Source organism: Pseudoalteromonas sp. T1lg48 (assembly GCF_002964785.1).
Classification (GTDB): Bacteria; Pseudomonadota; Gammaproteobacteria; order Enterobacterales; family Alteromonadaceae; genus Pseudoalteromonas.
Genome location: NZ_PQCC01000018.1, coordinates 606,288 through 632,366 on the forward strand (window position 1 = coordinate 606,288; position 26,079 = coordinate 632,366).

Below are 26,079 nucleotides of genomic sequence, written 5' to 3' on the forward strand. Positions count from 1 at the left end.
TAAAATCGACAAACAAAAACGCCGCGAACTAATGCGCGGCGTTTTTAACAAGCCTTGTACGGTTACGCTTTACGCCAAGTGGTTTTACCGGCACTGTCTTCAAGTACCACTCCCATGGCGGTAAGTGCATCGCGAGCTTCATCCGCCGCCGCCCAATCCTTGTTTTCACGGGCCACACGACGCTGTTCGATCAGCGCTTCAATTTGCGCCGCTTCATCGTCGTCTTGTTCACCCTGGAGGAATGCCGCCGGATCTTGCTGAGCAATGCCTAGCACCTCGGCCAGCTTCACCAGAATATAGGCGTGTTGACCCGCCGCTGGTGCATCATCCCCCTTAAGACGATTCACTTCTTTCGCCAACTCAAACAATACTGGCAAGGCTTCTGGGGTATTGAAGTCATCATTCATGGCCGCTTCAAAACGCGCCACATACTTGTTGCCTTTAAGCTCAATCTCAACTGACTCAACATCACGTAAAGCGGTGTAGATTCGCTCCAAGGAGGCACGAGCTTGCTCTAGGTTCTCTTGCGAATAGTTCAACTGGCTACGGTAGTGACCATTGATCAGGAAGTAACGCACGGTTTCGCGATCATAGGCCTTAAGTACCTCGCGCACGGTGAAGAAGTTGCCTAACGATTTAGACATCTTTTCTTTGTTCACCTGCACCATGCCGGTGTGGATCCAGGTTTTCACGTAGCGACCGTTGTTGGCACAACATGACTGGGCAATTTCGTTCTCATGGTGCGGGAACTGCAAATCTGAGCCACCGCCGTGAATATCAAAGTACTCACCCAGGTGTTTTGAGCTCATGGCCGAACATTCTATATGCCAGCCCGGGCGACCTTCACCCCAAGGCGATGACCAGCTTGGTTCACCGGCCTTGGCTTTTTTCCACAGCACAAAGTCCAGAGGATCGTCTTTGCCCTCGGCAACCTCAACGCGAGCACCGGCCTGGAGCATCTCCAGGTCTTGCTGTGACAACTTGCCGTAATTGTTAAAGCTGGAAACGTCGAATAACACGTCACCACTTTGCGCCACATAGGCATGGTCTTTGGCAATCAAACGCTCAATCATGGCGATGATATCGTCCATATGGCCGGTAACCGTAGGCTCAATATCCGGCGCAAGAATATTAAGAGCATCAAAATCTTCATGCATGGAGGCCGTCATGCGCTTGGTCAGAGCATCGATGGGCTCATTGTTTTCATTGGCGCGAGCAATGATTTTATCGTCCACATCGGTAATGTTGCGAACATAGGTGACATCATAACCAAGGTAGCGCAGGTAACGGTTCATCACGTCAAACGATACATAGGTACGGGCGTGACCAACGTGGCAATAATCGTAAATGGTGATCCCACACACATACATGTCCACTTTATTGGCATTCAAGGGCTCAAAGTGTTCTTTTTGACGTGAAAGTGTGTTGTATATCTGCAACATTACAAGGGGATCCTATCGGTTATATTAATGGCCTTATCTTACCACCGCGCTCGGCAAGCCGCTACCGCGCAAAAGGCCAAAAGCGACAAAATTAAAGGACTTAATGGCCCTATCCTCCCTTAGTAGATTGAGAGTTTCACCACCGTGGGATAAAATAACCTTTTCACCTTAATACATAGAGAATCATCATGGTTGTATTAGAAACCAATATGGGCACCATTAAGCTGGCGCTATTTGAAACAGAAGCACCAAAAACGGTCGCCAACTTTTTAAACTACGCCAAGTCTGGCTTTTACGATGGCACTATTTTCCACCGTGTTATCGATGGCTTTATGATTCAAGGTGGCGGTTTTACCCCAGGTATGGACCAAAAGTCTGTGCAAGATCCAATTGAGAACGAAGCCAACAACGGCCTTAGCAATAAAAAAGGCACAGTAGCTATGGCGCGTACGCCGGATCCACATTCTGCAACCGCACAGTTTTTCATTAACGTTAACGACAACGACTTCCTAAACTTCAGCAGCGAAACGTCGCAAGGCTGGGGCTACTGTGTATTCGCAGAAGTTGTTGAAGGCATGGACGTAGTAGAGAAAATTAAAGGCGTTGCCACTGGCTCTGCTGGCTTCCACCAGGATGTACCACTTGAAGATGTGGTGATCACTAAGGTTACCGTTGAGTAATACTTTAATAAGCGCGGTTTAACCGCGCTTTTTGCTATTAAGGGCCCCATGAAACGTACGCTGTTTATTTCCGATTTGCATTTGAGCGCCGCTCAACCAAACATCACCGATGCCTTCTATGAGTTTTTAGACACCCATATAGATGCGGATGTGGATGCACTTTATATTCTCGGCGATTTTTTCGAGGTATGGGTTGGTGATGATGCCAACGAAGCGCTTAGTGATGATATTGCCAAAAAATTAACAGCGATAAGTAATAACGGCGTTAAGCTCTACTTTATCCATGGCAACCGTGATTTCCTTATCGGCCAGAAATACGCGGCTCAGGCAGGCATGACACTGTTACCCGAGCAAACAGTTATCGACCTCTACGGTAAGCAGGTGGTGCTGCTCCATGGCGATGAAATGTGCACGCAGGATCTCGAATATCAAAAGTTTCGCCGCAAGTCGCGCGGTTGGTGGTGGCCACGCTTAATGCTGGCCATGCCGCTCTGGTATCGTCGCCGTGTTGCCCGCAATGCGCGCATTAAGAGTCAGATGAGCCAACAAAACAAACGCGCCGAGATTTTAGATGTCGAGCCAGGCGAGGTGCTGGACACCTTTGCCGCCCATAAGGTGGAGCTGATGATCCACGGCCACACCCACCGCCCCGCCATTCATGACCACGGCGGTAAAACCCGGGTGGTGCTGGGTGATTGGTATGAACACAGCTCCTATATAGTCGCCGATGCCAGCGGCCTGACCCTATGCCATGGCCACGAGCGCGAGCGCCTGTATTTTTGATAGCCCAAACCTGTATCAGCGATAAGCCCAGGCGTACTTTGAACCTGGGCTTTTTTTTGTTTTAGTTAATCACTTTAGTTAGGTACTTTTAGTTAACCGCTAAGCGGCAACGGGTGCGCCACTGTGAAACTTAAAATCCTCATCCGGTGAGGCAATCAGTTCTGCTTCCACCTCACCAAAAAACGCGATGCGCTCGGAAATATCCTCACCGGCGATCTCCTCAGCCAAGGTGAGATAATCCTGATAATGACGCGCTTCGGAGCGCAGCAAGGAGACATAAAACTCACCCAGACGCCCATCCACATGAGGTGCTAGCATGGCAAATCGCTCGCACGATCGCGCTTCGATATAGGCGCCACAGATCAATTTGTCGATCAGGGCTTGTGGCTCATAGGTGCGTACATGGCGCAATAACCCCTTGGCATAACGGCTGGAGGTGATTTTATCGTAGTCGATGCCGCACTCCTGCATGATCTCCAATACCTGATAGAAATGATGCAGCTCCTCTTTTATCAAAAGCACCATTTTATCTATGAGGTCCTGGCCATAAGGCACACTGGATTTGGGGATCATGGATTTATTGAGCTTATTGTGATCCGCCAAGGCCTGCCAATCACCCACCTGGCGGTAGGTAAAGTCTTCGTAAGGCTTCAGCCATTGCAGCAAGGCCTCGCCGCTTTGCTCGTCCACCGCGTAACGGCGAATAAGATACATGGCGCTCTGTGCGGCTTTAAGTTCACAGATCAGGTGATCGGTCAGAATAATGCGAAGATTCTCAGGCTTTTTCGCTTCCTCAACCCAGGATTGCGGCGTTTCACACCCTAAAAACGAATGAATGGGGGCTAATAATTCTTGGTACTTGGCCAACATAACTTCAATCAATGTCTTGGTAATTGAGGGTATTTTACCATATTCAACGCGCTCGGGGACTTTCTTGACAAACGCCAGGCTCTAGACGATACATAAATGAGTGCTGGTGAAAAATAATACAGCCAAAAACCAGTTTATTTAAGGGGTAACTCTATGATTCTAAATCATCTTTGGGGCTTATATGCCCATCCGGTTGAAGAGTGGCAAACGATCGATAATCGCCACGAAAGTCTACTTTACAGCTTATCGCACATTCTACTTATTGCCTTGATCCCCAGTATCATGGGCTATTATTCGGCAGTCCACTTAGGGTGGAGTGTCGGCACAGGTGATCCCGTCTACCTGACTCACGACAGTGCCTTGATGATCGCCGGCGCCATGTATGTGGCCTTGATTGTCGGCGTCTTTGCGCTCGCTTATCTGGCTCATTGGATGGCAAAAACATTCGGCGCCGAGCCGACCTTTACGCAAACGCTTGAGCTTGCGGCCTATACCTCGACTCCGGTATTTATGGCAGCTTTTGCGGCCTTCTATCCGACCCTGTGGTTTATCGTCTGTGTTGGCCTGGTTGCGCTCAGCTATTCGGTATATTTGCTTTATACTGGCGTGCCGATCCTGATGCATATCCCCTACGAGCGCGGTTTTATTTATGCCAGCTCGGTGGTGACCTGTGGCCTGGTGTTACTGGTGATTATCTTAGCCGCGACCGCCATCTTATGGACCAACGGTATCGTCTCACCCATCTTTAGCTAGCTGCCTTCAGCCGCTAGCAATAATTTTGCGCAATAAAAAAGGAGCCTTAGGCTCCTTTTTTATTGCTTATGCGCTTAATCGTCTTGGTTATGAATTTCCAAGTTAGCCGACATTGCCTTTTCACGGCCAGATTTGGCCGAGTCATTACGCAGCTCGTCGATACGATTTAAGTAATCCTGGTTAATATCGCCGGTCACATAGTTACCGTCAAAAACAGAGGTTTCGAAACGGGTAATTTCCGGATTCTCTTGCGACACAGCCGCAACCAGGTCTTCAAGTGATTGGTAGATCAGACCATCTGCGCCAATGCTGGCATTGATGTCTTCTACTTCACGACCATGGGCGATCAGCTCGGCGGCCGATGGCATATCGATACCATAGACGTTCGGGAAACGCACTTCTGGCGCCGCTGAGGCAAAGTACACATTCTTGGCTCCGGCTTCACGGGCCATTTCTACGATCTGGGCCGAAGTCGTACCACGGACGATTGAATCATCAACCAACAATACGTTTTTGCCTTTAAATTCACGGGCAATGGCGTTGAGCTTACGACGTACCGACTTTTTACGCAGTTCCTGGCCCGGCATAATGAAGGTACGACCGATATAACGGTTCTTCACAAAACCCTGGCGGTAAGGCAGTTCAAGTACAGAAGCGATTTCCAACGCGATATCACACGAAGTCTCTGGAATTGGGATCACCACGTCAATGTCCTTATCGGCCCATTCACGTTTGATCTTCTCGCCCAGCTTGGTACCCATGTTTACGCGGGTGGCGTATACCGACATATTGTCGATTGTCGAGTCAGGGCGGGCAAAGTATACGAATTCAAAGAGACACGGGTTGTAAACCGACTTATCGGCACACAATTGTGAGAACAGCTGGCCGTCTTCGGTCACATAAATGGCTTCGCCGGGAGCAACGTCACGGATCACTTCAAAACCGTCGGTATCCAGCGCCACGCTCTCCGATGAGAACATGTACTCGGTGCCCTTTTCGGTTTCGCGCTTACCAAAGATAAGTGGGCGAATGCCATGCGGGTCACGAAATGCCACCATGCCGTGGCCGATGATCATGGCGATAGTGGCATAACCACCGATCACCTTAGAGTTCACTTCTGAGATAGCGGCAAAAATATCTTCTGCGCCTAATTTAAGCTTATCGCACTTGCTAAGCTCGTGAGCTAACACGTTCAGCAGGATCTCTGAATCCGAAGTGGTATTTACATGACGGCGCGCCTCATTGAACAGCTGTTCTTTTAGCTGCTCGGCATTGGTCAGGTTACCGTTATGGGCCATGGCAATACCAAATGGCGAGTTCACATAGAAAGGCTGTGCTTCCGCCGAGCTTGATGTGCCCGCGGTTGGGTAGCGCACATGGCCAAGACCGATATTGCCCTGCAGGCGCTTCATGTGTCTTGTATGGAACACATCTTTCACTAAGCCATTGGCCTTGCGCAGACTGAAGGTATTATCTTCAATCGTAATAATACCCGCCGCGTCCTGACCGCGGTGTTGCAAAACAGTTAAGCCATCATACAAAGCCTGATTAACAGGCGATGTTCCGACTATACCAACGATACCACACATTAAATTTTCCTCGCCGATTAACGGTTAGCTGAATTTAAAAAGCTTGAGTTGTGCTCGAGATAGTCGAAGAACCACTCGATCACAAAGCCAAATTCAGGGATAAGTCGAGATGCGCTCCACCAGTTTGTACTTGGGGCTCCGGTAAAGGCATCGAGAAAGAATAGAATAGCGCTTACGACCAACACGCCACGCAAAGCACCAAACACGATTCCAAACACGCGATCGGTACCCGACAAACCGGTGCGCTGCACCAACTCGCCTAAGATGTAATTTAACAAGCCACCCAACAACAGCGTAGAGAAGAACAGTATGGCTATCGCTGCGGCATTTCTTAAAAGGGGTTCTGAAATATTGGTTAGGTAGGAAGCTAAATAGGGGTAAAAGATACTGGATACAAAAAACGCAGCGGCCCAAACGGCCAGCGACATCGACTCTTTAATAAAGCCTCGCACTAAGCCAATAATGGTAGACAGTGCAATAATGCCGGCAATGGCGTAATCAACCCAGATCATAATAACCACTAGTCGTTAGTTTGGGGCGCATTCTAGCGGAGCGAGACGTTAAATACCAGATCATTTTGTTACTTGGAACTGGGTAATGCGGCCTTGCAAATTAGTCAGCTTTTGTAACTTCGGCAGTTGCTGCTCAAGGGTTGCCTTGCTCAACTCCGGCCCCACCAACACCTTGGTGAGGGTGCCATTAGGCGTTTTCACTTTACGGGTAAAGACCTTAAAGCCGTTATCTTTTAACTTGGCCATCAGCGCATCAACGCTGCCTTGGCGGGAAAAGGCTCCGAGTTGGACAACGTACGCCATTTGCGTTAAACCACTTTGCGCTGGTCGCTCCAAGGGTTCTTGCTTGTTCAGCGTGGTGACGGTCACGGTATCGCCTGTAGAGCCGGATTCCTGTCTCTGTGTTGTTGAATCAGCGACTGTTTTCGCAGCCGAATCATCGGCCGAGTTTTCAACCGAGCCATCGGCCGCACCTGCGTTCGGATCCCCAGCAAGTTTGTCATCGTCCGCAGCCACTTCTTCCACTTCTTCATCTTTCGGCAGAGGAGCCGCGTCGGCCTTAGCAGACAAGGCCTGCTGTAAGTCGATAGACTTGAACTCAGGACGCTCGGGAATGGCTTTAAAACCCTCCTTGTAGCTCACCTTGTCACCATCCAAGATGTTGGGAATAAAAACAATAGCGGCAACCACTACAATAGTGGTTCCAATCAAACGGTTAACAAACCCTGAGTTCACTCTTTACAGCCCCTAACTCTCAAAAAATGTGATTGCTTCTGCTACAGTGTAAAACGATCCGAAAATAATCAAAAGGCTTTGCTCACAAAGTTGCGGTAAAACCGTCTCAATGGCATCGCCAACACAAGCATGAGCACCGGCAACATTCACCTGCTCACTTAGCGTCTGTGCTAACTGCTCGGCCTGTGTGCCCCTGGGGTTATCCAAGGTGGCCACATGCCAATAATCGACCACATCCTTCATCGCACCAATAACATCACCATGCTCTTTGTCAGCCAACATGCCAACTATGGCATAGATAGTAACTCCCTGTTGCTTAAAGGATTGTAAACGCTTGGCGAGAAAACGTGCAGACTCGCGGTTATGCGCTACATCCGTATAGACCAGAGGTTTTTCGCTCAAGGTTTGAAAACGCCCGGTGACTTTAAGGGCTTTGAGACAATCGGCGATCACCGTAATATCCGGCAATAAGTTTAACTTATAAAGTACGCTCAGCGCCGTGGCGGCGTTTTGCGCCGGAATAGCCGGTTGGGCAAAACACAGATCATAGTCGTCCATTTGCCAGCTAAAGGTAACCTCATCTTCACTGAAATGGAAGTCGCGACGAGATAGACACAGGTCGGCGCCAATTTCTTCACCGTAATCGACCACGGTATGGGGAATATCCAAATCGCCCACGATGGCTGGCACCCCTGGGCGGAAAATACCGGCTTTGTCATAGCCCACCAGTTCGCGGGTATCACCCAGGTATTCCTTGTGGTCAAGATCCACCGTGGTGATCACGCTAGCGACGGGAGTTACGATGTTGGTGGCGTCATAACGCCCGCCTAAGCCCACTTCCATCAACACATAATCGACATCCATGCGTTTGAAGATTTGCAGTGCCCCTAGGGTGCCGTACTCAAAATAGGTGAGCGCGGTATCCCCTCGCCCTTGCTCAAGTGCGGTAAAGGCATCAACATGGATTTGGTCTTCAAGCTCGGCGCCGTTAATACGCACCCGCTCGTTATAGCGAATAAGGTGTGGTGAGGCATAGGTACCGACGCTATAGCCCTGGGCTAATAAGAGCGCTTCCAAACACTGTGCCGTGGTGCCCTTGCCGTTGGTGCCGGCGATAAGAATAATTTTGCTGCGGGTCTCAAGCAGACCAATTTGCTCCGCCACGCGCTGAACGCGCTCAAGGCCCATTTCAATGTTGGCAGGATGAAGCTGCTCTAAATAACAAAGCCAATCATCTAGGCTAGACGATTGGCTCGGTTTCGAATCTGACATAGGTAAGTTTCTAGATTGCCGAGAAATTTACGCTACTCTATGCTCTTGTTCGGTAGAAGGCAAGTTCATTAGCTTGGCAAGCAAACGCGCCAGGGTGTCACGCATTTCACGACGATCAACGATCATGTCGATGGCACCATGCTCCAATAGGAACTCACTGCGTTGGAAACCATCAGGCAGGGTTTCACGAACGGTCTGCTCGATAACGCGAGGACCAGCAAAACCGATTAAGGCCTTTGGCTCGGCCACGTTAACATCACCTAGCATGGCCAAGGACGCCGATACACCACCCATGGTTGGGTCGGTCAATACCGAAATAAATGGCAAGCCCTTTTCGCTCATCTTCGCCAGTGCCGCACTGGTTTTCGCCATCTGCATCAGTGACATTAGCGCTTCTTGCATACGAGCACCGCCCGACGCAGAGAAACACACCAGTGGCATATTGTGCTCTAGACACACATTCACCGCTTCAACGAAACGAGCACCCACTACCGAGCCCATTGAACCACCCATGTAGGCGAATTCAAATGATACCGCAGCAACCGGGATCCCCTTAAGTTGGCCCTTCATGGCCACCAGGGCATCTTTCTCACCGCTGCTCTTCTGCGCAGCGCTAATACGATCTGAATACTTCTTCGAGTCTTTAAATTTCAAGACATCTTTAGGCTCATGCTGAGCGCCTAATTCGGTGCGACCGGCGTCGTCTAAGAATAGCTCCAGACGCTTACGTGCGGTGATACGCATGTGGTGGTCACACTTAGGACACACGTTCATCGCCTTTTCTAGCTCAGCCTTGTAAAGGATGGCGTCACACGAAGTACATTTAGCCCAAACGCCTTCTGGGATCTCTTTTTTGCCCGAAGACTTGGTTGTTTTTGGTAAGATCTTTTCTAACCAGCTCATTTGCAACTCTCTTAATGCTTGTCAGTAGCGGGGCGGATGCACCACCCCAAAATTAGCCGATAAATTAGCACAATTAAAACATGAATTTAGTTGCTTAGATATAAAAAACTGGTCGGCGTAGTCCAAAGTGCCAACCACTCATGCTTAATTATTAGGTAAAAACAGCGGCCCCAAGGATGTTGAAGGTATTTGCCACTTCTCAGGATAGTCGACATCGACCAGATAAAGTCCATTAGGTTTAGCGGTGGCGCTGGCCTGAGTGCGGTCCTTAATTTGCAACAAGTGTTGCATCCAATCCGGTTCCTGCGCGCCCACTCCTATGTCCATTAAACAGCCGGTGATATTACGCACCATATGATGCAAAAACGCATTGGCCTTAATATCGACGACTATGTAGTCTCCCACCCGCTCAACATTCAAATGATGTATATTGCGAAACGGCGTGTTGGACTGACAGTGCACCGCCCTAAATGAAGTAAAGTCTTGCTCGCCCAACATATAATGACAGGCCGCCTGCATGCGCTCGGCATCAAGGGGATGATGATAATGGGTCACACCTGAGCGTAAGATACCGGGGCGATAGGGGTGATTATAGATCACATAGCGATAGCGACGAGCGGTGGCGCTAAAACGTGCGTGAAACTCGTCATCCGTTTGCATGGCATAGCGCACGGCAATATCATCTGGCAATTGCGAATTCATGCCCAGGGTGAAGGCCCCCATGTCGCGCTCAGCGTGGGTGTCAAAGTGTATAACCTGCCCCGTGGCATGGACACCGGCATCGGTGCGCCCGGCACAGGTGATCTCAACCGTATGATCGCAAATTCGCGATAATGCCGTTTCAATTTCTTGCTGAATACTGCTGACATGGGACTGACGCTGCCAACCACTGTAGCGAGCACCGTTATACTCAATTCCTAACGCGACGCGCATTGACACTCTTTTCATTTGCAAAATTTTCGGCATTTTATCTGCTCTGGCCCTAAATAGCTAATCCGGCAGCAACAAAAAAAGCAGCCTAGGGCTGCTTTTTATCGATTTACAAGCTTGCGCCTGGGCACTTAGCTTTGTAGTCGCTCCTTAAGTGCCTGCGCTTCTTGCTGCAAGGTTTGCGGGCCGTTATCAAGCACCTCCTGCAAGGCCTCCAGTGCCGAGTCAACATCATCGATTTCCAAATAGGCACGGGCTAGATCCAACTTGGCACTGTAGCCACCGTCTTCTGTGTCGACATCGGTTTTCGGTGTATCTTCCAGCAAGTCATCGAACTCACCGAGACCCACGTCCATATTGGCGTCCTTATAAGGCTCATCATCGAGATCGGCCTCATCGCTTTGCGCCAATAGTTCATCGATGTCCACATAATTGCCCTCACTGTCAGTGACTGTGTCAGGCTGTGCGGCGCTCTTACTGGTCTCATCATTGCCTTGGGCTTCGCCAGCGGTTTCAATGTCTCCCAGTTCGTCCTCAGCATCATGCAACAGTGCCTGAAGATCTAAATCACCGGCAATATCGTCCTGTTCCAGTGACTGAGCCGGAGATTCAGCCAATTCGTCGAGCATGGCATCGAAGTCGGTCTCACCCAGATCGGCAAGGAAATCTTCATCCATTTGTTCATCATCAAGAGCCGAATCTTCATCATATTCGGCGGCCAACATGGCATCGATATCAAAGCCGTCGCTATCGGCCATCGCCTCGCTTAGCTGCTGCTCGGTGGCACTGCTAAACTGCTCATCCATTTCCAGTTCAGGGTAATCCTCAAGCTGTGCGCTGGGATTGTTCACATCACCCAAGTCTACTAGCTCGCTGGGGAGGTCGGCATTGGTTTGCGCTTCAAGGTCATCGTCCGCCAGCAAGGGATCATCCCCTAGGTCGATGTCCAAAGCGGCTTCGTCCGTTTCGGTGTCCAGGGTGTCCATCGACTCGGATAGATTATCGCTGGGTAAGGCTTGGCCAAGGGTCTCTGTTGACGTTTCGGCTGATAGCTCGGCCGATGGCTCGGCTGAAAGCTCACTCGCGGTAGTGTTTGCCTCTTCATCAAGAGGTTCATCCAACTGCGCCAGTGGATCGTCCCCCGCATCTAAATCGTCGCTCAGTGCCAGCGCCTCGTCCAATTCATCCTCAAGTGGCTGCGCAGATTGCTTGGCTGGTTCAGCTTCATCAAGCTTACTTAAGCCTTCCTCTTTGAGCTCATCAAGCATGTCTTCGCCTTGCTGAACTTCATCTAGCAAATCATCGATATTGAACTCATCCGCAACGTCTTCTATGACTTCGGGTACGGGCTCAGATGAAAGCTCAGGCAAATCCTCGGGTAATACCTCATTTTCATGCTCGGCTGAGAGTTCGGGTAGATCTTCCGGTAAAAGCTCGGTTGAAAGCTCACCTGAAGGCTCGGCTGAAGGCTCGGCTGAAAGTTCATCTTCTTTACTCTGAACTTCATCCAGCAGCTCGTCGATACCAAACTCATCTGCGACGTCTGCTACTACTTCGGCAGGATGCTCAGCTGAATGCTCAGCTGAAGGCTCAGGCAAGTCCTCGGGTAATGTGTCATTTTCGTGCTCGGCCGAGAGTTCGGGGAAATCTTCTGGTAAAAGTTCAGCTGAAAGCTCGGCTGAAAGTTCGGCTGAAAGCTCATCTTCTGCATCAAAATTGATGTCATCTTCTTGGGGCAGCTCTTCAAGCAAGTCGTCAATATCAAGCTCGTCACCCTCCTGCTCTTCAGCGAACTGATCTGACAGCCCAGCCATTGCAGCACTGCTGTTTTCACTCGCGGACACCTCGGTGGCAAACAAATCATCGATTTCTTCGTCGCTCAGAGCGTCAACGCCGTCGCTGGGTAAATCAAAGTTTTGCTGTAATACGGCTTCTTCCGGGCTGATCTCTTGTTGGTTATCATCGCCAAAAAGCAGATCATTATCAGCGAGCAGATCGTCCAGTTCGTCTTGCTCAAGCAAGGAATCGATGTTCTTGTCGTCTTCATTATCGCCATAGAGGGTTTCATCGCTCCCTTCATCCAGCTGGATCCCCTGCTCGGCAAACACGTCGTCCAAAGGCTCGTCCAAAGGATCATCCAAGGGCTCATCGAGGAAATCATCCAGGTGCTCCTCAAGGGGATCATCGAGAGGCAGGTCTTCAAGGGTATCATCGCCCTTCGCCAAATCCAGCTCGTCCAACCCACTGGGTGGCTGAGTCGCTGCAATCGGCTGAGACACGGCGCTCACCTGTTGTTGAGCCTCCGGGCTTGGGACCTCTTCGTTGTTACGCTTTTTCAAAAACACCATTACCAGCGCCAAAATAGCCAGGGCCGGCAGCGTCATCATTAACAACAAACTTAACCAACTGGGCAAGGCATTAAACCAGTTGGCGCTTTGCTCCTGTTGAATTTTCTGTTGCCGCGCCATAGCCTTACGTTCGGCCATAAATTGCTGTAACTGTTGCTGCAACTCGGCATCTTTTTCATCGAGTTGCGCCTTAACCTGAGAAAGTTGGTCGGTGATCTTCTGCAATTGAGCTCGCAGGCGCTCATTGTCTGCCAAGATCGACTCGGCATTGCTTACCGAAGCGCTCAGCTGTTGTTGTAATTCGATTAAGCGCTCATTTTGCTGCTGCTTGAGTCGCTCCAGCTCCAATTCCAACTCCTGTTTTGCTTGGGCCGCCTGTTGTTGACGCGCTGCACTCGCCTGCTTGTCTGTGGCAGTTGCACCTGATGCTGTCGTGCTACTGGAAACGGCACCGGTTTTAATCTTGGCCCACAGCTTGTCATCTTGCTCCGACTTGGCCTTGGCAATTTGCGGATCGATGGCGCGAATTTCTCGCATCGACGGCGCCTGTAAGTAAGCACCATCGCGCATATGATTGAGGTTGTTATCTAAGAAGGAGTTTGGGTTCTTTTCATACAGCGCTACCATTACCTGATACATGGTCACCGAATTGTCCGGGCGCACCTTGGCGGCAATACGCCACAGCGTATCGCTGGGTTTAATTGGACCGATAGCGCGACTTTGCTCGCTATTATCGGCTCCTTTCGGGCCGCGAATTTCTGTGCTTTGCGCACTGGCACCACCATGGCTCAGGGCTAGGAGTAAAAAAAACAGGGTAACTAAAGAGCGCATGCTTTTCCTTTACTGACGTTAAGTGCTGTATTTGCAGGACCGTGGGCAAACGAGCATTTTTTGACGATTCGTTGTTATTTTTGAGCTTTATTGCGTTTTATAGCAAGTATTATTCCACCAGCAAACTATAAACCAGATATGGGTGAATATCCACGGCCGTAAGGGCAATTTCAGGGTATATCGAAGCGGTTGATATGTATAAAAAAAGCGGCCAATGGCCGCTCTCTTTTAGAGGTAATGTGCGATCAGCTCTTCGGCAATCTGCACGCTGTTGGTTGCTGCCCCTTTACGGGTGTTATCACTGACCACCCACATGTTTAAACCGTGGGGGTGAGAAATATCCTGACGCACACGGCCGACATAAACGCTGTCGTTGCCGCTGGCGTCGGATACTGGCGTTGGGTAGTCATGCTCGTCTTCGATAAACTCAACGCCCGGTGCATCCTGGAGCAATTGCTTAACGTGCTCAACATCTACCGGCATACGGGTTTCTAAATGAATGGCCTCGGCATGACCAAAGAACACAGGCACGCGCACCGCGGTTGGGTTTACCATCACTGTTTCATCGCCCAGAATCTTCTGGGTTTCCCACACCATCTTCATTTCTTCGCGGGTATAGCCGTTATCTTCAAAGGCATCGATTTGCGGGATAACGTTAAACGCCATCTGCTTTGTGAAGACTTGATTATCCATGGGACGACCATTCATCAGGTTGGCGGTTTGCTTTGCCAGCTCGTCAACCGCTTCTTTACCGGCACCCGATACCGCCTGGTAGGTACACACATTAATACGCTCAATGCCATAGGCGTCATAGATAGGCTTCAGCGCCACCAGCATCTGAATGGTTGAACAATTTGGGTTAGCAATAATATTACGGTTACGAAAATCCGCCAGGCTAGCCGCATTCACTTCTGGCACAATCAGGGGCACGTCATATTCGTAGCGAAATTGCGAGGTGTTGTCGATCACCACACAACCGGCCTCGGCGGCGATAGGCGCGTATTTTTCCGATACGCTGCCACCGGCTGAGAATAAACCAATATGCGCGTTGGCAAAGTCGAACTGCTCAACATCAAGCACCTCGATGGTTTCACCGTTGAATTCTATTTCTTCGCCCGCCGAACGGCTGCTAGCCAGTGGGAACAGTTGATCAACCGGAAATTTTCTCTCCGCCAAGGTCTCTATGATTTGACGACCCACTAAACCAGTGGCGCCCAATACCGCGACATTATATTTTTGCGACATATCTCTTCCTCAAGGCGTTAAATACTAAACCCAAACGCTGCCAAGGCGCTCAGGTAAGGGTTATGGCCACTGAGCGTCAGGGTGCTGAGCTCACGGCGAACCGGATAGGTTTTGCGCAACAGATCAAAGCCTTGGCTATGCAATTGCGCACGTAAAATCGCGTCATCACGACGCACATCGTAAATGAGGTGAACCAGAGCGCCAAGCTCTTCCTTACTCCAGCTCTCGCTGAGGGTAAGCCGACTTAGGCTTGGTGTTGGCAAATGCTGAGTTAAATCACTGCTTGGTTCGATATTCAGGTGCTGGCACAGGGCTTCATAAAGCATAAAGGTACCACGGCCCTTGCCCTCAAGCGTATGTCCGGCAATATGTACCGTAGCCAGCTCCACATAGGGCAACAGCTCTTCGAGTATATCCGGCTCATTTTCCCATACGTCCAGCACCAAACATAAATCATCATGGGCCTGTTGGCGCGCCAGCAGGGCCTGATTGTCTATCACATCGCCACGACTGGCGTTGATCACAATTTTACCCTCGGCCAGAGCATCGATGCGCTTCTTATCGAGTAAATGATAAGTGCAATGCTCGCCGTCTTTAACCAAAGGCACGTGAAAGGTGATGATATCGGCCTCAGCTAAGGCCGTTTCCAGGTTTTGCCAGTCTCCGGCGTCACCGCGAGCCTGCCTCGGCGAGTCGACCAATAGGGTTTTCACACCGATAGCTCCAAGCTTATCCGCCAGGCACTGACCGATATTACCCACGCCAACAATGGCGATGGTCTTATCGAACACCGAAAAATGCTGCTCCTGCGCCAAGGCAAACATGGCGCTGAGCACGTATTCGGCAACAGCCACTGCATTACAACCCGGGGCGCTGGCAAAAGGCACCTGGCGCTGGGCCAGATAGTCCTGATCAATGTGATCCACGCCTATGGTGGCGGTGCCGACAAACTTCAATTTGCTATTATGGGCCAACAGCTCGGCGTTAACCTGAGTCACCGAGCGCGTCAGTAATACGTCCGCATCCTTGACCATCTCTGGGGTCAAGGCCCTGCCATCGAATCGCTCAATCTCGCCCAGAGGGGCAAAAAAGGCATCCACAAGGGGCATGTTTTGGTCTGCTAATATTTTCATTATTTATCCTAGCAACAACGGCGGAGCGCTATTTTAATCATGCTGCTGCCACAAAGCAAAAAAGCCACGCAATTGCGTGGCTTTTTCTGCAAACTCAGGTCGGTATTAGCTTTGTACTTGCTCATTACCAGGGTCGCGTTGGTGCCACCAAACCCGAAGCTGTTTGACATCACAGTGTTAAGCTCAACATCGCGACGCTCGGTCACGATGTCCAGGCCTTGTGCCTGCTCATCCAGCTCGTCGATATTGATAGACGGCGCAACGAAGTTGTTCTCAAGCATTAGCAATGAGTAAATCGCTTCGTGTACACCAGCCGCACCTAGAGCGTGACCCGTCATGGCCTTGGTTGCACTGATGGCTGGTGAGTTGCCACCAAATACTTCTTGAATCGCACCCAGCTCTTTTACGTCACCCACAGGCGTTGACGTGCCGTGCGTGTTCAGGTAATCAACCGGAGTGTCTAGGTTTTGCATGGCTTGACGCATACAACGTACCGCGCCTTCACCCGATGGGGCTACCATGTCGTAACCGTCAGACGTGGCGCCGTAGCCCGTGATTTCGGCATAGATGTGGGCGCCGCGAGCAAGGGCATGCTCAAGCTCTTCAACAACCACGATACCGCCACCACCAGAGATTACGAAACCGTCACGGTTAGCGTCATAGGTACGTGACGCTTTTTCAGGTGTTTCATTGTACTTGGTAGACAAGGCACCCATGGCGTCGAATTCCATAGCCAAAGTCCAGTGCAGCTCTTCACCACCACCGGCAAAGATCACATCTTGTTTACCCAGCTGGATTTGCTCAACCGCGTGACCGATACAGTGCGCAGACGTGGCACAAGCCGAACTGATTGAGTAGTTTACGCCTTTGATTTTAAAAGGTGTTGCCAAACACGCAGACGTGGTACTCGCCATGGTACGAGGAACCATGTAAGGACCAACACGCTTAACGCCTTTTTCGCGCAGGGTATCTGCCGCTTCAACCTGGTACTTAGATGAACCACCACCCGAGCCAACGATAAGGCCGGTGCGCTCATTAGATACCTGGTCATCAGTTAATTTGGCATCGGCAATCGCCTGTGCCATTGAGATATAAGCATAGGCGGCCGCATCACCCATAAAACGGAATGCCTTGCGATCAACATGCTCTTTTACATCTAAATCAATGCTGCCAGAAACTTGGCTACGAAGGTTGTATTCAGCAAACTCCGGGTTGTAAGCGATACCGCTTTTACCCGTTTTTAAAGATTCTAATACTTCTTCTTTATTATTACCGATGCTTGAAACCACACCGATACCCGTAATGACGGCTCTTCTCATGAGAATTTACCCTGCTTATTCCTAAATTGCGTGTAGTGTACGCGGAAACTTCCTACGAAGTGGTCATTCCAGCGTACATCTGTACTCTGAATTTTTCAAGCGTGTCGCGATGATCTTTTGGTGACAATATACTAGCTGCCCTAAAGACGTTAAAATAGCGACCAAACTGTTAAGCCTTGAGTCTTCATGATCACCCACGCGACTATCCACTTTAATGACGCCGGCACCCCGGTAGCCGATGCCTTTGACGATGTTTATTTTTCCAACGAAGACGGTTTGGCCGAATCTGACTTTGTATTTTACCAGCATAATCAGATAGATGAGAGATTAAAAACACATTCGCGAAAACATTTTGTGATTGCCGAAACCGGCTTCGGTACCGGCCTTAATTTTCTCAATGCCTGGCATCGCTTTAGCCAGTGCGCCGATAAACAAGCCGAACGCCTGCATTTTATCTCCTTTGAAAAGTTTCCCATCCGCAAAGAAGACCTGGCCAAGGCCCTAAATAACTGGCCACAATTGAGCCAGTACGCCGAGCAGCTGCTGGCCCAATACCCGGATGCCCTGCCCGGGTGTCATCGTCTACATTTCGATAAGGTCACCCTGGACTTATGGATAGGCGATGTCCAGGATTCACTAACACAGCTGAACTATGGCAGCGCCGGACTGATCGATGCCTGGTTTTTAGACGGCTTTGCGCCGAGTAAGAACCCGGATATGTGGCAACAAAGTCTGTTCGATGCCATGGCGCATTTGGGCCGCGAGCAGGCCACCTTTGCCACCTTTACCGCCGCCGGCTTTGTCCGTCGTGGTCTGAAAGATGCTGGCTTTGAGGTAAAAAAAGTAAAAGGCTATGGCCGCAAACGGGAAATGATCGTCGGTCAGCTGACTACACCCACGGCTCAGGCCAACTGCCCTGCTCCCTACCAGCGCCAGACACGCGCCTTAAATAAGGTCGCTATTATCGGCGGCGGCATCGCCAGCTCCCTGTTGCTGCACCGCCTCAGCGCCCGTAATATCACAGCTACCTTATTTTGCGCCGATAGCGATTTGGCCCAAGGGGCCTCGCACAATAATCAGGGTGCCCTCTACCCGCACCTGCAGGCGGATGTGTCGCCCTCAAGTGAATTTTTCGCCCACAGCTTTATCTACGCCAAACGCCTATATGAGCAGTTGCTGGCCGATGGCTTTGTCTTCGACCATCAATGGTGCGGCGTCTTGTTGCAAGGCGTAAAAGAGGAAATGCGTAAACGTCACGCTAATCTGGTGGCCAAGGATAACTGGCCAAGCTGGCTTATCCATGAAGTGGATGCCGAGCAGGCCAGCAAATTAGCCGCGGTGGATATTCCTTATGGCGGCCTGTTTATCCCCCAAGGTGGCTGGTTGAGCCCACCGCAATTAGTGCAAGCGCTGACGGATGCCGCCTGTAAAAAAGTGGCGCATGAACTCAACTTCAGCACCCCTATCCGCTCCCTGAGCCAACAAGACGGACAATGGTATCTAGAGGGCGAGCAGCAGGCCTATGGCCCGTTCGACGATGTCTTTATTTGCATGGGTGAGCACAGCGATAGCTTGCTGCCGGGCCAAGGGTTGGCGCTGCAAAGCGTGCGCGGACAAGTCTCACACCTGGAAAGCAGCCCAACCTCAAGCAAGCTCAATACCGTGCTCTGTCACAAGGGCTATTTCACCCCGAGCAATCAGGGCGCGCATTGCATGGGCGCCACCTTTACTAAAGACACCCAAGAGCGGGATATTCGCGCCGAGGATAACGACAGCAACTGGCAACAATTTGCCGACTTTTATGGCCAATGTGATTGGACCGAGGAGTTAGGCAGCATCACCGGGGCGAAAGCAGCCATTCGGGCCACCTTAAGCGATCACCTGCCACTGTTTGGTCAATATGCCCAGGATCATGAATATACGCAGGCCTTCCCTTTACTTGGCGTTGGCAACTGGCAGCAGGCCGAGCCGTTGCGGCACGAGTATGGCGGTTTGCACCTGTTTACCGGCCTGGGAGCTCGGGGATTGTGCAGTGCGCCTCTCTGCGCCGAAGCCCTGGTTGCTAGCTTATGCGATGAACCGAGTCCACTGAGTTTACGTGTGGATCAGGCGTTGCATCCGGCCCGATTTATTATTCGCGGCCTAAAACGCGGACAAATAACATGATTTTTCGTTAAACATGGGTTAACTTTATATATGATAAGTAATAAACCTGAACTGGGATAGTAACTGCTTGAGCTGTAACTTATTTATTCTCTAAGCAAGGATAAGGCGAATAAAGCCCCCAACCCGTATGCAGGTTAATAATTTTATATAAATGGAGTGAAATCATGAACAACGCGCTTCGTCGAGCGGCCACCTTAACATTTGCAGGCCTGTTAATGGCCGCGAGCCACCAGGCTAACGCCGACTTATCTATTTTGCCGTTGCCAGAAGATTTTAAAACCCACATGACGGTGGAAAAGAAGTACCCTATGGTATTGGACGGTTTCACTCGCCTTAGCGACACTCAAGTACAGGCGTTTTACAGCGATAAATTAGGTGAGCCAATGAAGATCACCAGCGATATCGACCGCTTTACCCTGTTTTATAATGTTGCTGGCCACCCGCTGCGCATCGCCGTATACCAGCGCGGTGAATGGACGGAAATCAGCGCCATGGTCAATGCCAAGACCGCCGGCGGCATGTAAACACAAAAAAAGCCAGCATCTCGCTGGCTTTTTACTTTCCTCTCATGCCTGCTAAGGCTTGGCTATTTGGATCACCACGCGGCGGTTTTTACCCCGACCGATCACGGTTTCATTCGACGCAATATGGCGCTTTTCACCGAATCCAGTGGTAACCAACTTACCCTCATCCACGCCCAGTTCTTTTATATACTCGGCAATGGCCTCGGCCCGACGCTTTGATAGCTCGAGGTTATTCCAACGTCCGCCGTAACTATCTGAATAGGCGGCAATGGTGATCGACTCTATCTCTTTATCATGCTTGAGGTATTCGCCAATTTGTTGCAAACGCTGCTTCGACGACTTGGTTAAATCACTGGAGTTTTTCTTATAATTCATCACCGTAAAGGCAATGTCTTCAAAACTATAGGGAAGCAAGGCATCGCGGCATTGCAGAAAAGTCCAATAGGCAGATGGGAAATTTATTGCCGATAGGGCCACGGCAATGCGATCTTGCTCATTACGCCAATCCTGATAGTAAAAGGTCGGCTGATTGCCTTTTTCCAGCTCGGTCAGCATCAGCCAGGCGGTGTCGTTATTAAGCTCACCATCGAACTGACGTAATAGCTCCATGGATGCCAAAACCTTCCCCTGGTGACCCGGACGCCAGCTTGGCGGCACCGATTCTAACGCCGCGACATCGTAGTTATTGGGGCGCACCACCATATCGAGATTAAAGCGTACGTCTTTGTTTTTACTGGCAACGCTGCGAAATACCGCATCGCCATAAAAAGGTACCGGATGACTAAGCTGACACTGCAGGCGAGAGTTTTCGACCATTTGCCACGTCGATGATTGCGCATCGGCCGCATAGGTGCGCATGGCTCCCTCGGCACCGAGACTGGCCACAAGTGCCATAACAATGGCGGTATACTTAATCATGGGTTGCCCCACCTCGCTGGTTCTTTGACATCAAATTACATTCTCACTTTACAAGCAATATACATACCATTACCTAGTAGCCCTGTGACTAGAATAATTTTTCCTTAGCCCTGTTGGCCGCGTCGAGTTTTTGCCATAATAGCCGACCTTTATCGGCTTTGGGCAGTAATTAGATGGCAGATGCACAACAACCTCTTTTTTCACAACGCTTTCGCGGCTTTTTTCCTGTAGTTATCGACGTCGAAACCGCTGGCTTTAATAAAGAAACCGATGCGTTATTGGAAATTGCCGTCACCACCCTAAAAATGGATGACCAGGGGGTGTTGAGCCTGGACCAAACCCAGCATTTTCATATTACCCCGTTTGAAGGGGCCAATATTGAGCAAGCGGCCATCGAATTTAACGGCATCGACCCGTTTTGCGCGCTGCGCGGTGCGGTTGACGAGCTTGATGCGATGAAAAGCATTTGTAAGTTTGTGCGCAAGGCACAAAAGGATGCGGGCTGCCAACGTTCGGTGGTGGTTGCTCATAACTCCGCATTTGATCACGGCTTTCTTAATGCCGCCATTGAGCGCTGCAAAATTAAGCGCACGCCGTTCCACCCCTTTGTGAGCTTTGATACCACCTCTTTAGCGGGATTGGCACTGGGGCAAACCGTGCTGGCCAAGGCCTGTCGTGCCGCTGGCATCGAATTCGATAACTCTCAGGCACACAGCGCCCTGTATGATACCGAGCGCACCGCCGAGCTCTTCTGTTATATCGTCAATAAATGGCAAGCCCTCGGCGGCTGGCCTTTGCCGGTCGAAGAATCAGAAGAAGCGCAAGAGCAAACGGCCTCGGAGTAGCTCCGATACCCGCAAACAGGGCTGATGATAAGTCTTTTGGTCTGCAGAGCGCATTTTCTTGCACAGTAATTAGGCTAAGGCTCCTGATTTATAACAATTTCTAATATCGTGCTTGTGGTAAAGGCGCCGACTCAGTTATACTACAAGGACTGAAACGTATTTCAGGGGCTGATTAGGATTCGACGGGATTCAAGAAGCCTAAGGTGCATGTCGAGGTGCGGTTGGCCTCGTAAAAAAGCCGCATTTAAAGTAATCGCAAACGACGATAACTACGCTCTAGCGGCATAATAGCCCGCTAGCACTTCTCCGGTGTATGTCTGTGGACCCGGTTCTGAAGTGTCACCCTACACGGACTCGCTACGGAAACCCTGGCCGGGGTTGAAGGGCTAAAACTAAGCGGCCTCGCCTTTGTTTATCGTGTTCGTCCGAGACTCAAAGGTTAACCAATAGACGATACTAAACATGTAGGACCGAAGGTCGACGCTTTCCGGACGGGGGTTCAAATCCCCCCAGCTCCACCACTCAAACCCCCACCAAGCCCCCACTACACGGGGCTTGGAAGGGTTTTTACCTAATAAACACCCACTTAGCACCCACTACAAAGTACACCCCTGCTACACACACCGCCACTGCTGAGTTTCAGCCAAATCATTCATTAAATTAAAAACATCGAATTCCACTCAAATTACACGCATAGTACACACAAAATTTTCGACTTTTTGGCGGTGAAACGGCGTAAATAAGGAAGCTAACGAAAGTAGAGTTGATAGCAGATTGACCAAGTAAGGGGATTTTTCTACTTTAGATCTTATGTAATCGCTTTTGAGTTTATCTAAATGAAGCCAGCCAATCACACCCCATCAGAAGTTCAAATGTATTTGGAGCTAATCGAGCTCCGTTGTACCAACACAATTTCTGAGCTCAACTTATTTCTCACACAAATCACAAACCTGAAAGCAGCTTTAAAATTACAACAAAGTCAGTTTGAAACCGCACCTCCGACTCCTTCTTCAATATCTCTGTTAGAGGCTGAAAAAAGTCAAGTGAGCGAGCTTGTAAGGCTACAAGATATCTCTCGGATGACTGGGTTATCCCGCTCCACTATATACACTATGATTAAGGAAGGTCGATTCCCCGAGGGTTTTAAACTCTCTGCTCGTGCAGTCGCGTGGAAAAGAGCAGATATTGATAATTGGATAAAGTTTAAGTCAAAACCATAATCCGCGGCTCGTATCGGCCGATTCCAGAGCATTCAGCTTAGCTAAGGAGTGTTAACTCAGACTGCATCCCTAATTAGGTTGAAACTTCTTAACATCAAGAAAAACACCGCTCTACAGCGGTGTTTTGATATAAACTTTACGAGAAGGCCTAACTAAGGCTGTTATCTTAAAGTCTCCACCTTCTTCTCATAAGCTTCAATATATTGGGCATAATGTTTAAAGACAGTCTCAGGGGATTTATGGCCCAGCAATTTAGATACTTTCCACACATTCTCACCCTCAGAAATTAGTCGGCTAGCAAAAGTATGACGCAATTGATAAGGGTAACGATATTTAACACCTGCATCACCAATTACTTTCGACCAGCGATGCTTTCTAAAAGAGTCTTGGTTGAAATGATTTCCTTTCTTATTTAAAAACACGTACTCACTATCTTGACTATTCATCTCTTCTTCAAGATAAGACATAACTGTATCTGACACAGGAATTGTCCTTTTTCCACTTTTTGATTTAGGGTCTTTCGTAACTCCCTCAACTATAGCTTCGTAAATAGAAATTGTTTTTGAGACAAAGCACACATCTTCTTTTTTTAAAGCGACCCATTCGCTGCTACGCAAACCTGTGTCATTGCACAGCGCAATAATTGCACGATCTGTACCGCTAGCAGCGCCCAAGATTTTTTCGATTTCAGCTGGAGAAAAAGGATTCACATCTTCATGTTTCCCCCTCGAACTGACTTTGTTATTAACTCTGACATGCTCAGATAGCTTAAGCTTTTTCAGTGGGTTGGAATTAATAAGTTCATCAATAACAGCCAAGTCTAAAGCTTTGCTAAGGACTGAGATACGATTCCGGCTTGTCTTACTAGACCAATTCTGCGCTTTCAAAAAATTTATAATTATCATCAATGTCAATTCACCCACGGGCACAGTCCAGAGCGCTTTCAATGCTGAGTGCGCTTTTTCATAGCCAGTGATAGTCGACTTAGCAAGTTCTCTCTGTTGACTGTTTTTTATAACCTTATTTAAGTAATCCGCAATTACGGCCCCACGTTTAGCATGGCCAAAAGTTGTCAGTCGGTTAGAGTTCGGAAAATGATCTGCATAGTAAAACGTCCCCTGCTGAATTTCGGTCTTAATTTTACCAAGCAAATAAATAGCGCTATTTACACCTTGCTGTGTCAACGGATAGTTAACTTTTTCACGGCAAGTATGACCTTTGTATTTGAAGCAAATTTGGATACTCGTAGGCACACCATAACGATTCTTGCGCACGGTCACGCCGCGTTGAAGCTTTAAACTCTTATCTACCTTTATTGTCATTTTCTTTCCACTTTGTTCTAGTTCAAGCTTTCAACACTGTCTAGGTCTATCCATCTCTCGCGTACATTTTCTACTTTGCGAATGTGTTTTCCGTAAATCCAAACCCCTGATGCTATCAATCGTTCGATCTCAGTCTTATCAACGCCAAACTCTTTGCAATACATCTGAAGTGGTAAAACTCTTAACATATGAGCCTCTTAATGAGTTGCTAATGAGTAATAAATTTGAACAGAAAATTTAAAAAAAAAAGAATTAGGATTATGCAAAACAAAAAACGCTTTACTTTATTGTTGTGAGCTAACAATAAACCTCGCCTGACAAAAGCTTGTATTTATTGCTGGTAATTTACTGGAAAATATGGCAAATTCAATTTCATTGACTGCGATAGCTCAGCAACAATGTAATTGCTATAAACTCTCCTACATAACTTAAATACCCCAATTTCTTTCGCTCTAAATAACATAAAAAAAGCACCACGTATGGTGCTTAGCTCACTGATTTTTTCGGTACTTGCTTTTTATTAATGTGAGTACAACCCTTCAGTGCATTGTGTTTTGTCGAACCCAAGCCTCAACTGCGGCTAGGTCTATCCATCGCTCGCGAACTCCTTTAATTTTTAAAACCTGTTCACCATAAGCCCATATTCCGCGCTCAATGCGACGCTCAACTGCTTTTCTCTTTTCTCCGGAAAGTTCACAATACTTGCTAAGCGGTACTAATTTTCTCATTTTTAAACTCTCGTTGACCTAAAACATTTTCGTTATTTGAACAAAAGCTTTTTAAATCAAAAAAAAATGATTAAGCAAACACCGCTACTACATTACAAAGAAGCACCTCCTAACTAACAAAAATTCCGCTTCCAAAGGAGTAAAAAAACAACATTTTGCTGATAGGCATTAGTGTGAAAAAAGGCACCAGCTAAAACAATTAAACAGGTGCCTTTGATTGACGTTGCTAGTAACAACTTAGAGACATAATAGGTTTAAACGCACACTAGCCTGTCACCACTCTCCCACCGCATTGTCTGAGAATCCGGTGCCCCAATCTGTGGCTCCGCTGTCATCAGAAAAGGTGTTAAAGCTATCATCCTCAAGGATGAATCCTGCATCGCTGTTTAACTCCTCCACGCTACCCATTGATGGTTCACAGAGCGTCGTAAGTTCATGGCTGTCAGTGCATAATGACCGCGTCATATCCTGTGAGCTTGTGCCGTAAACGTTACCGCTCACGTCTATCATGGAGTCTGCAATCATCGGTAAGCCGTTGGCCGGATTTACTTGAGGCTCCGATGAGATGGCTTCTACCTCATTGCTTTGAGATGAGGTGGTATCGCTCTCACAGTCACAATGACCGAACAGCTGTTGGCTTAATAGCGTCATATTTTTATTACCCTAACGTTGTTTAAATTGCTGTGTGTTACTAGTAAATTAATAAAAAATATGGCATTTTCAATTTCATTGACTGCGATAGCTCAGCAACAATGTAATTGTTTCGCTCAAGCAATCCCTTTAGGTTCCCCCTCCCTCTTACTCACCTAGTTCTGCTCATTATGGAGCACCGTTAGTTAATAAAGCAAAGCGCAAACACCCGTAGCAAAGCAAGGCTTTGGCTGCAATAAAGTGCGTTTGAGAATCAAACCAATAAATCGCGTAATGTTGTCATTGCGAAGCAAATGGCAACGTGAAGCAGCGCATGTTCGGCTGCGGCGAACTAACCCCAGTTTTGTTTTTGCCGCGCAA

The 26,079-nt window shown here is 49.0% G+C and carries 22 protein-coding genes, 1 other RNA gene and 1 pseudogene; 8 read left to right on the forward strand and 16 right to left on the reverse strand.

What is annotated here, in order from left to right:
* Nucleotides 1–62 precede the first annotated feature (62 nt).
* Nucleotides 63–1,442 carry a cysteine--tRNA ligase gene (cysS, locus tag C2M29_RS11995; RefSeq protein ID WP_105189991.1) on the reverse strand — a complete coding sequence of 460 codons (1,380 nt, stop codon included), beginning with the start codon at nt 1,440–1,442 and terminating at the stop codon, nt 63–65.
* A gap of 188 nt (nt 1,443–1,630) precedes the next feature.
* On the opposite strand from cysS, the gene C2M29_RS12000 reads away from it, so the two are divergent.
* Nucleotides 1,631–2,122, forward strand: coding sequence for a peptidylprolyl isomerase (locus C2M29_RS12000; RefSeq protein ID WP_105189992.1), 492 nt, complete (start codon nt 1,631–1,633; stop codon nt 2,120–2,122).
* 48 nt (nt 2,123–2,170) lie between these two features.
* Entirely contained in the window at nt 2,171–2,905 is a 735-nt protein-coding gene (locus tag C2M29_RS12005; RefSeq protein ID WP_105189993.1) for a UDP-2,3-diacylglucosamine diphosphatase, read from the forward strand.
* A 99-nt stretch (nt 2,906–3,004) separates the two neighbouring features.
* On the opposite strand, the gene miaE is transcribed toward C2M29_RS12005, so the two are convergent.
* Nucleotides 3,005–3,775, reverse strand: coding sequence for a tRNA isopentenyl-2-thiomethyl-A-37 hydroxylase MiaE (miaE, locus tag C2M29_RS12010; RefSeq protein ID WP_105189994.1), 771 nt, complete (start codon nt 3,773–3,775; stop codon nt 3,005–3,007).
* Nucleotides 3,776–3,928: 153 nt separating this feature from the next.
* On the opposite strand from miaE, the gene C2M29_RS12015 reads away from it, so the two are divergent.
* Complete coding sequence (locus tag C2M29_RS12015) at nt 3,929–4,528, forward strand: Yip1 family protein (RefSeq protein WP_105189995.1); 600 nt, start codon at nt 3,929–3,931, stop codon at nt 4,526–4,528.
* Nucleotides 4,529–4,602: 74 nt separating this feature from the next.
* On the opposite strand, the gene purF is transcribed toward C2M29_RS12015, so the two are convergent.
* The 10 genes and pseudogenes from purF to fabB form a co-directional block, all read right to left on the reverse strand.
* Nucleotides 4,603–6,117 carry an amidophosphoribosyltransferase gene (purF, locus tag C2M29_RS12020; RefSeq protein WP_105189996.1) on the reverse strand — a complete coding sequence of 505 codons (1,515 nt, stop codon included), beginning with the start codon at nt 6,115–6,117 and terminating at the stop codon, nt 4,603–4,605.
* A 17-nt stretch (nt 6,118–6,134) separates the two neighbouring features.
* Entirely contained in the window at nt 6,135–6,629 is a 495-nt protein-coding gene (locus C2M29_RS12025) for a CvpA family protein (RefSeq protein ID WP_105189997.1), read from the reverse strand.
* A 60-nt stretch (nt 6,630–6,689) separates the two neighbouring features.
* The gene (locus C2M29_RS12030; protein WP_105189998.1) at nt 6,690–7,364 is read right to left on the reverse strand and encodes an SPOR domain-containing protein; all 675 of its coding nucleotides are present in this window, start codon (nt 7,362–7,364) and stop codon (nt 6,690–6,692) included.
* 12 nt (nt 7,365–7,376) lie between these two features.
* Entirely contained in the window at nt 7,377–8,636 is a 1,260-nt protein-coding gene (gene folC / locus C2M29_RS12035; protein ID WP_105189999.1) for a bifunctional tetrahydrofolate synthase/dihydrofolate synthase, read from the reverse strand.
* Nucleotides 8,637–8,663: 27 nt separating this feature from the next.
* Nucleotides 8,664–9,539, reverse strand: a complete 876-nt coding sequence (gene accD / locus C2M29_RS12040; RefSeq protein WP_105190000.1) for an acetyl-CoA carboxylase, carboxyltransferase subunit beta — start codon at nt 9,537–9,539, stop codon at nt 8,664–8,666.
* 144 nt (nt 9,540–9,683) lie between these two features.
* A complete protein-coding gene (gene truA / locus C2M29_RS12045; protein ID WP_105190001.1) occupies nt 9,684–10,472 on the reverse strand; it encodes a tRNA pseudouridine(38-40) synthase TruA in 789 nt (262 codons plus the stop codon).
* Nucleotides 10,473–10,600: 128 nt separating this feature from the next.
* Complete coding sequence (locus C2M29_RS12050; protein WP_105190002.1) at nt 10,601–13,648, reverse strand: FimV/HubP family polar landmark protein; 3,048 nt, start codon at nt 13,646–13,648, stop codon at nt 10,601–10,603.
* Between the two features lie 228 nt (nt 13,649–13,876).
* Nucleotides 13,877–14,893, reverse strand: a complete 1,017-nt coding sequence (locus C2M29_RS12055) for an aspartate-semialdehyde dehydrogenase (protein WP_105190003.1) — start codon at nt 14,891–14,893, stop codon at nt 13,877–13,879.
* 17 nt (nt 14,894–14,910) lie between these two features.
* A complete protein-coding gene (locus C2M29_RS12060) occupies nt 14,911–16,026 on the reverse strand; it encodes a 4-phosphoerythronate dehydrogenase (protein WP_105190004.1) in 1,116 nt (371 codons plus the stop codon).
* Between the two features lie 110 nt (nt 16,027–16,136).
* Nucleotides 16,137–17,345: pseudogene (gene fabB / locus C2M29_RS12065) on the reverse strand (beta-ketoacyl-ACP synthase I); the annotation flags it as partial.
* A gap of 186 nt (nt 17,346–17,531) precedes the next feature.
* Between fabB and mnmC the strand changes: the two are divergent.
* Entirely contained in the window at nt 17,532–19,511 is a 1,980-nt protein-coding gene (gene mnmC / locus C2M29_RS12070) for a bifunctional tRNA (5-methylaminomethyl-2-thiouridine)(34)-methyltransferase MnmD/FAD-dependent 5-carboxymethylaminomethyl-2-thiouridine(34) oxidoreductase MnmC (protein WP_105190005.1), read from the forward strand.
* A gap of 164 nt (nt 19,512–19,675) precedes the next feature.
* Entirely contained in the window at nt 19,676–20,035 is a 360-nt protein-coding gene (locus C2M29_RS12075; protein ID WP_105190006.1) for a hypothetical protein, read from the forward strand.
* A gap of 51 nt (nt 20,036–20,086) precedes the next feature.
* Here C2M29_RS12075 and C2M29_RS12080 read toward each other — a convergent pair whose 3' ends face one another.
* Nucleotides 20,087–20,953, reverse strand: coding sequence for a flagellar protein MotY (locus C2M29_RS12080; RefSeq protein ID WP_105190007.1), 867 nt, complete (start codon nt 20,951–20,953; stop codon nt 20,087–20,089).
* 173 nt (nt 20,954–21,126) lie between these two features.
* Between C2M29_RS12080 and rnt the strand changes: the two genes are divergently transcribed.
* From rnt to C2M29_RS12095, 3 genes are all read left to right on the forward strand, one after another.
* Nucleotides 21,127–21,798, forward strand: coding sequence for a ribonuclease T (gene rnt / locus C2M29_RS12085; protein ID WP_105190008.1), 672 nt, complete (start codon nt 21,127–21,129; stop codon nt 21,796–21,798).
* Nucleotides 21,799–21,962: 164 nt separating this feature from the next.
* Nucleotides 21,963–22,319: a transfer-messenger RNA gene (gene ssrA / locus C2M29_RS12090) on the forward strand.
* Between the two features lie 315 nt (nt 22,320–22,634).
* On the forward strand, nt 22,635–23,018 hold the full coding sequence (locus tag C2M29_RS12095; protein WP_233998415.1) for a helix-turn-helix transcriptional regulator: 384 nt from the start codon (nt 22,635–22,637) through the stop codon (nt 23,016–23,018).
* Between the two features lie 161 nt (nt 23,019–23,179).
* Here C2M29_RS12095 and C2M29_RS12100 read toward each other — a convergent pair whose 3' ends face one another.
* From C2M29_RS12100 to C2M29_RS12110, 3 genes are all read right to left on the reverse strand, one after another.
* Nucleotides 23,180–24,340 (reverse strand): site-specific integrase, encoded by a 1,161-nt coding sequence (locus C2M29_RS12100; RefSeq protein ID WP_105190010.1) that lies wholly within the window; start codon nt 24,338–24,340, stop codon nt 23,180–23,182.
* Nucleotides 24,341–24,879: 539 nt separating this feature from the next.
* Nucleotides 24,880–25,068 carry a hypothetical protein gene (locus C2M29_RS12105; protein ID WP_105190011.1) on the reverse strand — a complete coding sequence of 63 codons (189 nt, stop codon included), beginning with the start codon at nt 25,066–25,068 and terminating at the stop codon, nt 24,880–24,882.
* A 273-nt stretch (nt 25,069–25,341) separates the two neighbouring features.
* Complete coding sequence (locus C2M29_RS12110; protein WP_105190012.1) at nt 25,342–25,719, reverse strand: hypothetical protein; 378 nt, start codon at nt 25,717–25,719, stop codon at nt 25,342–25,344.
* Nucleotides 25,720–26,079 lie beyond the last annotated feature (360 nt).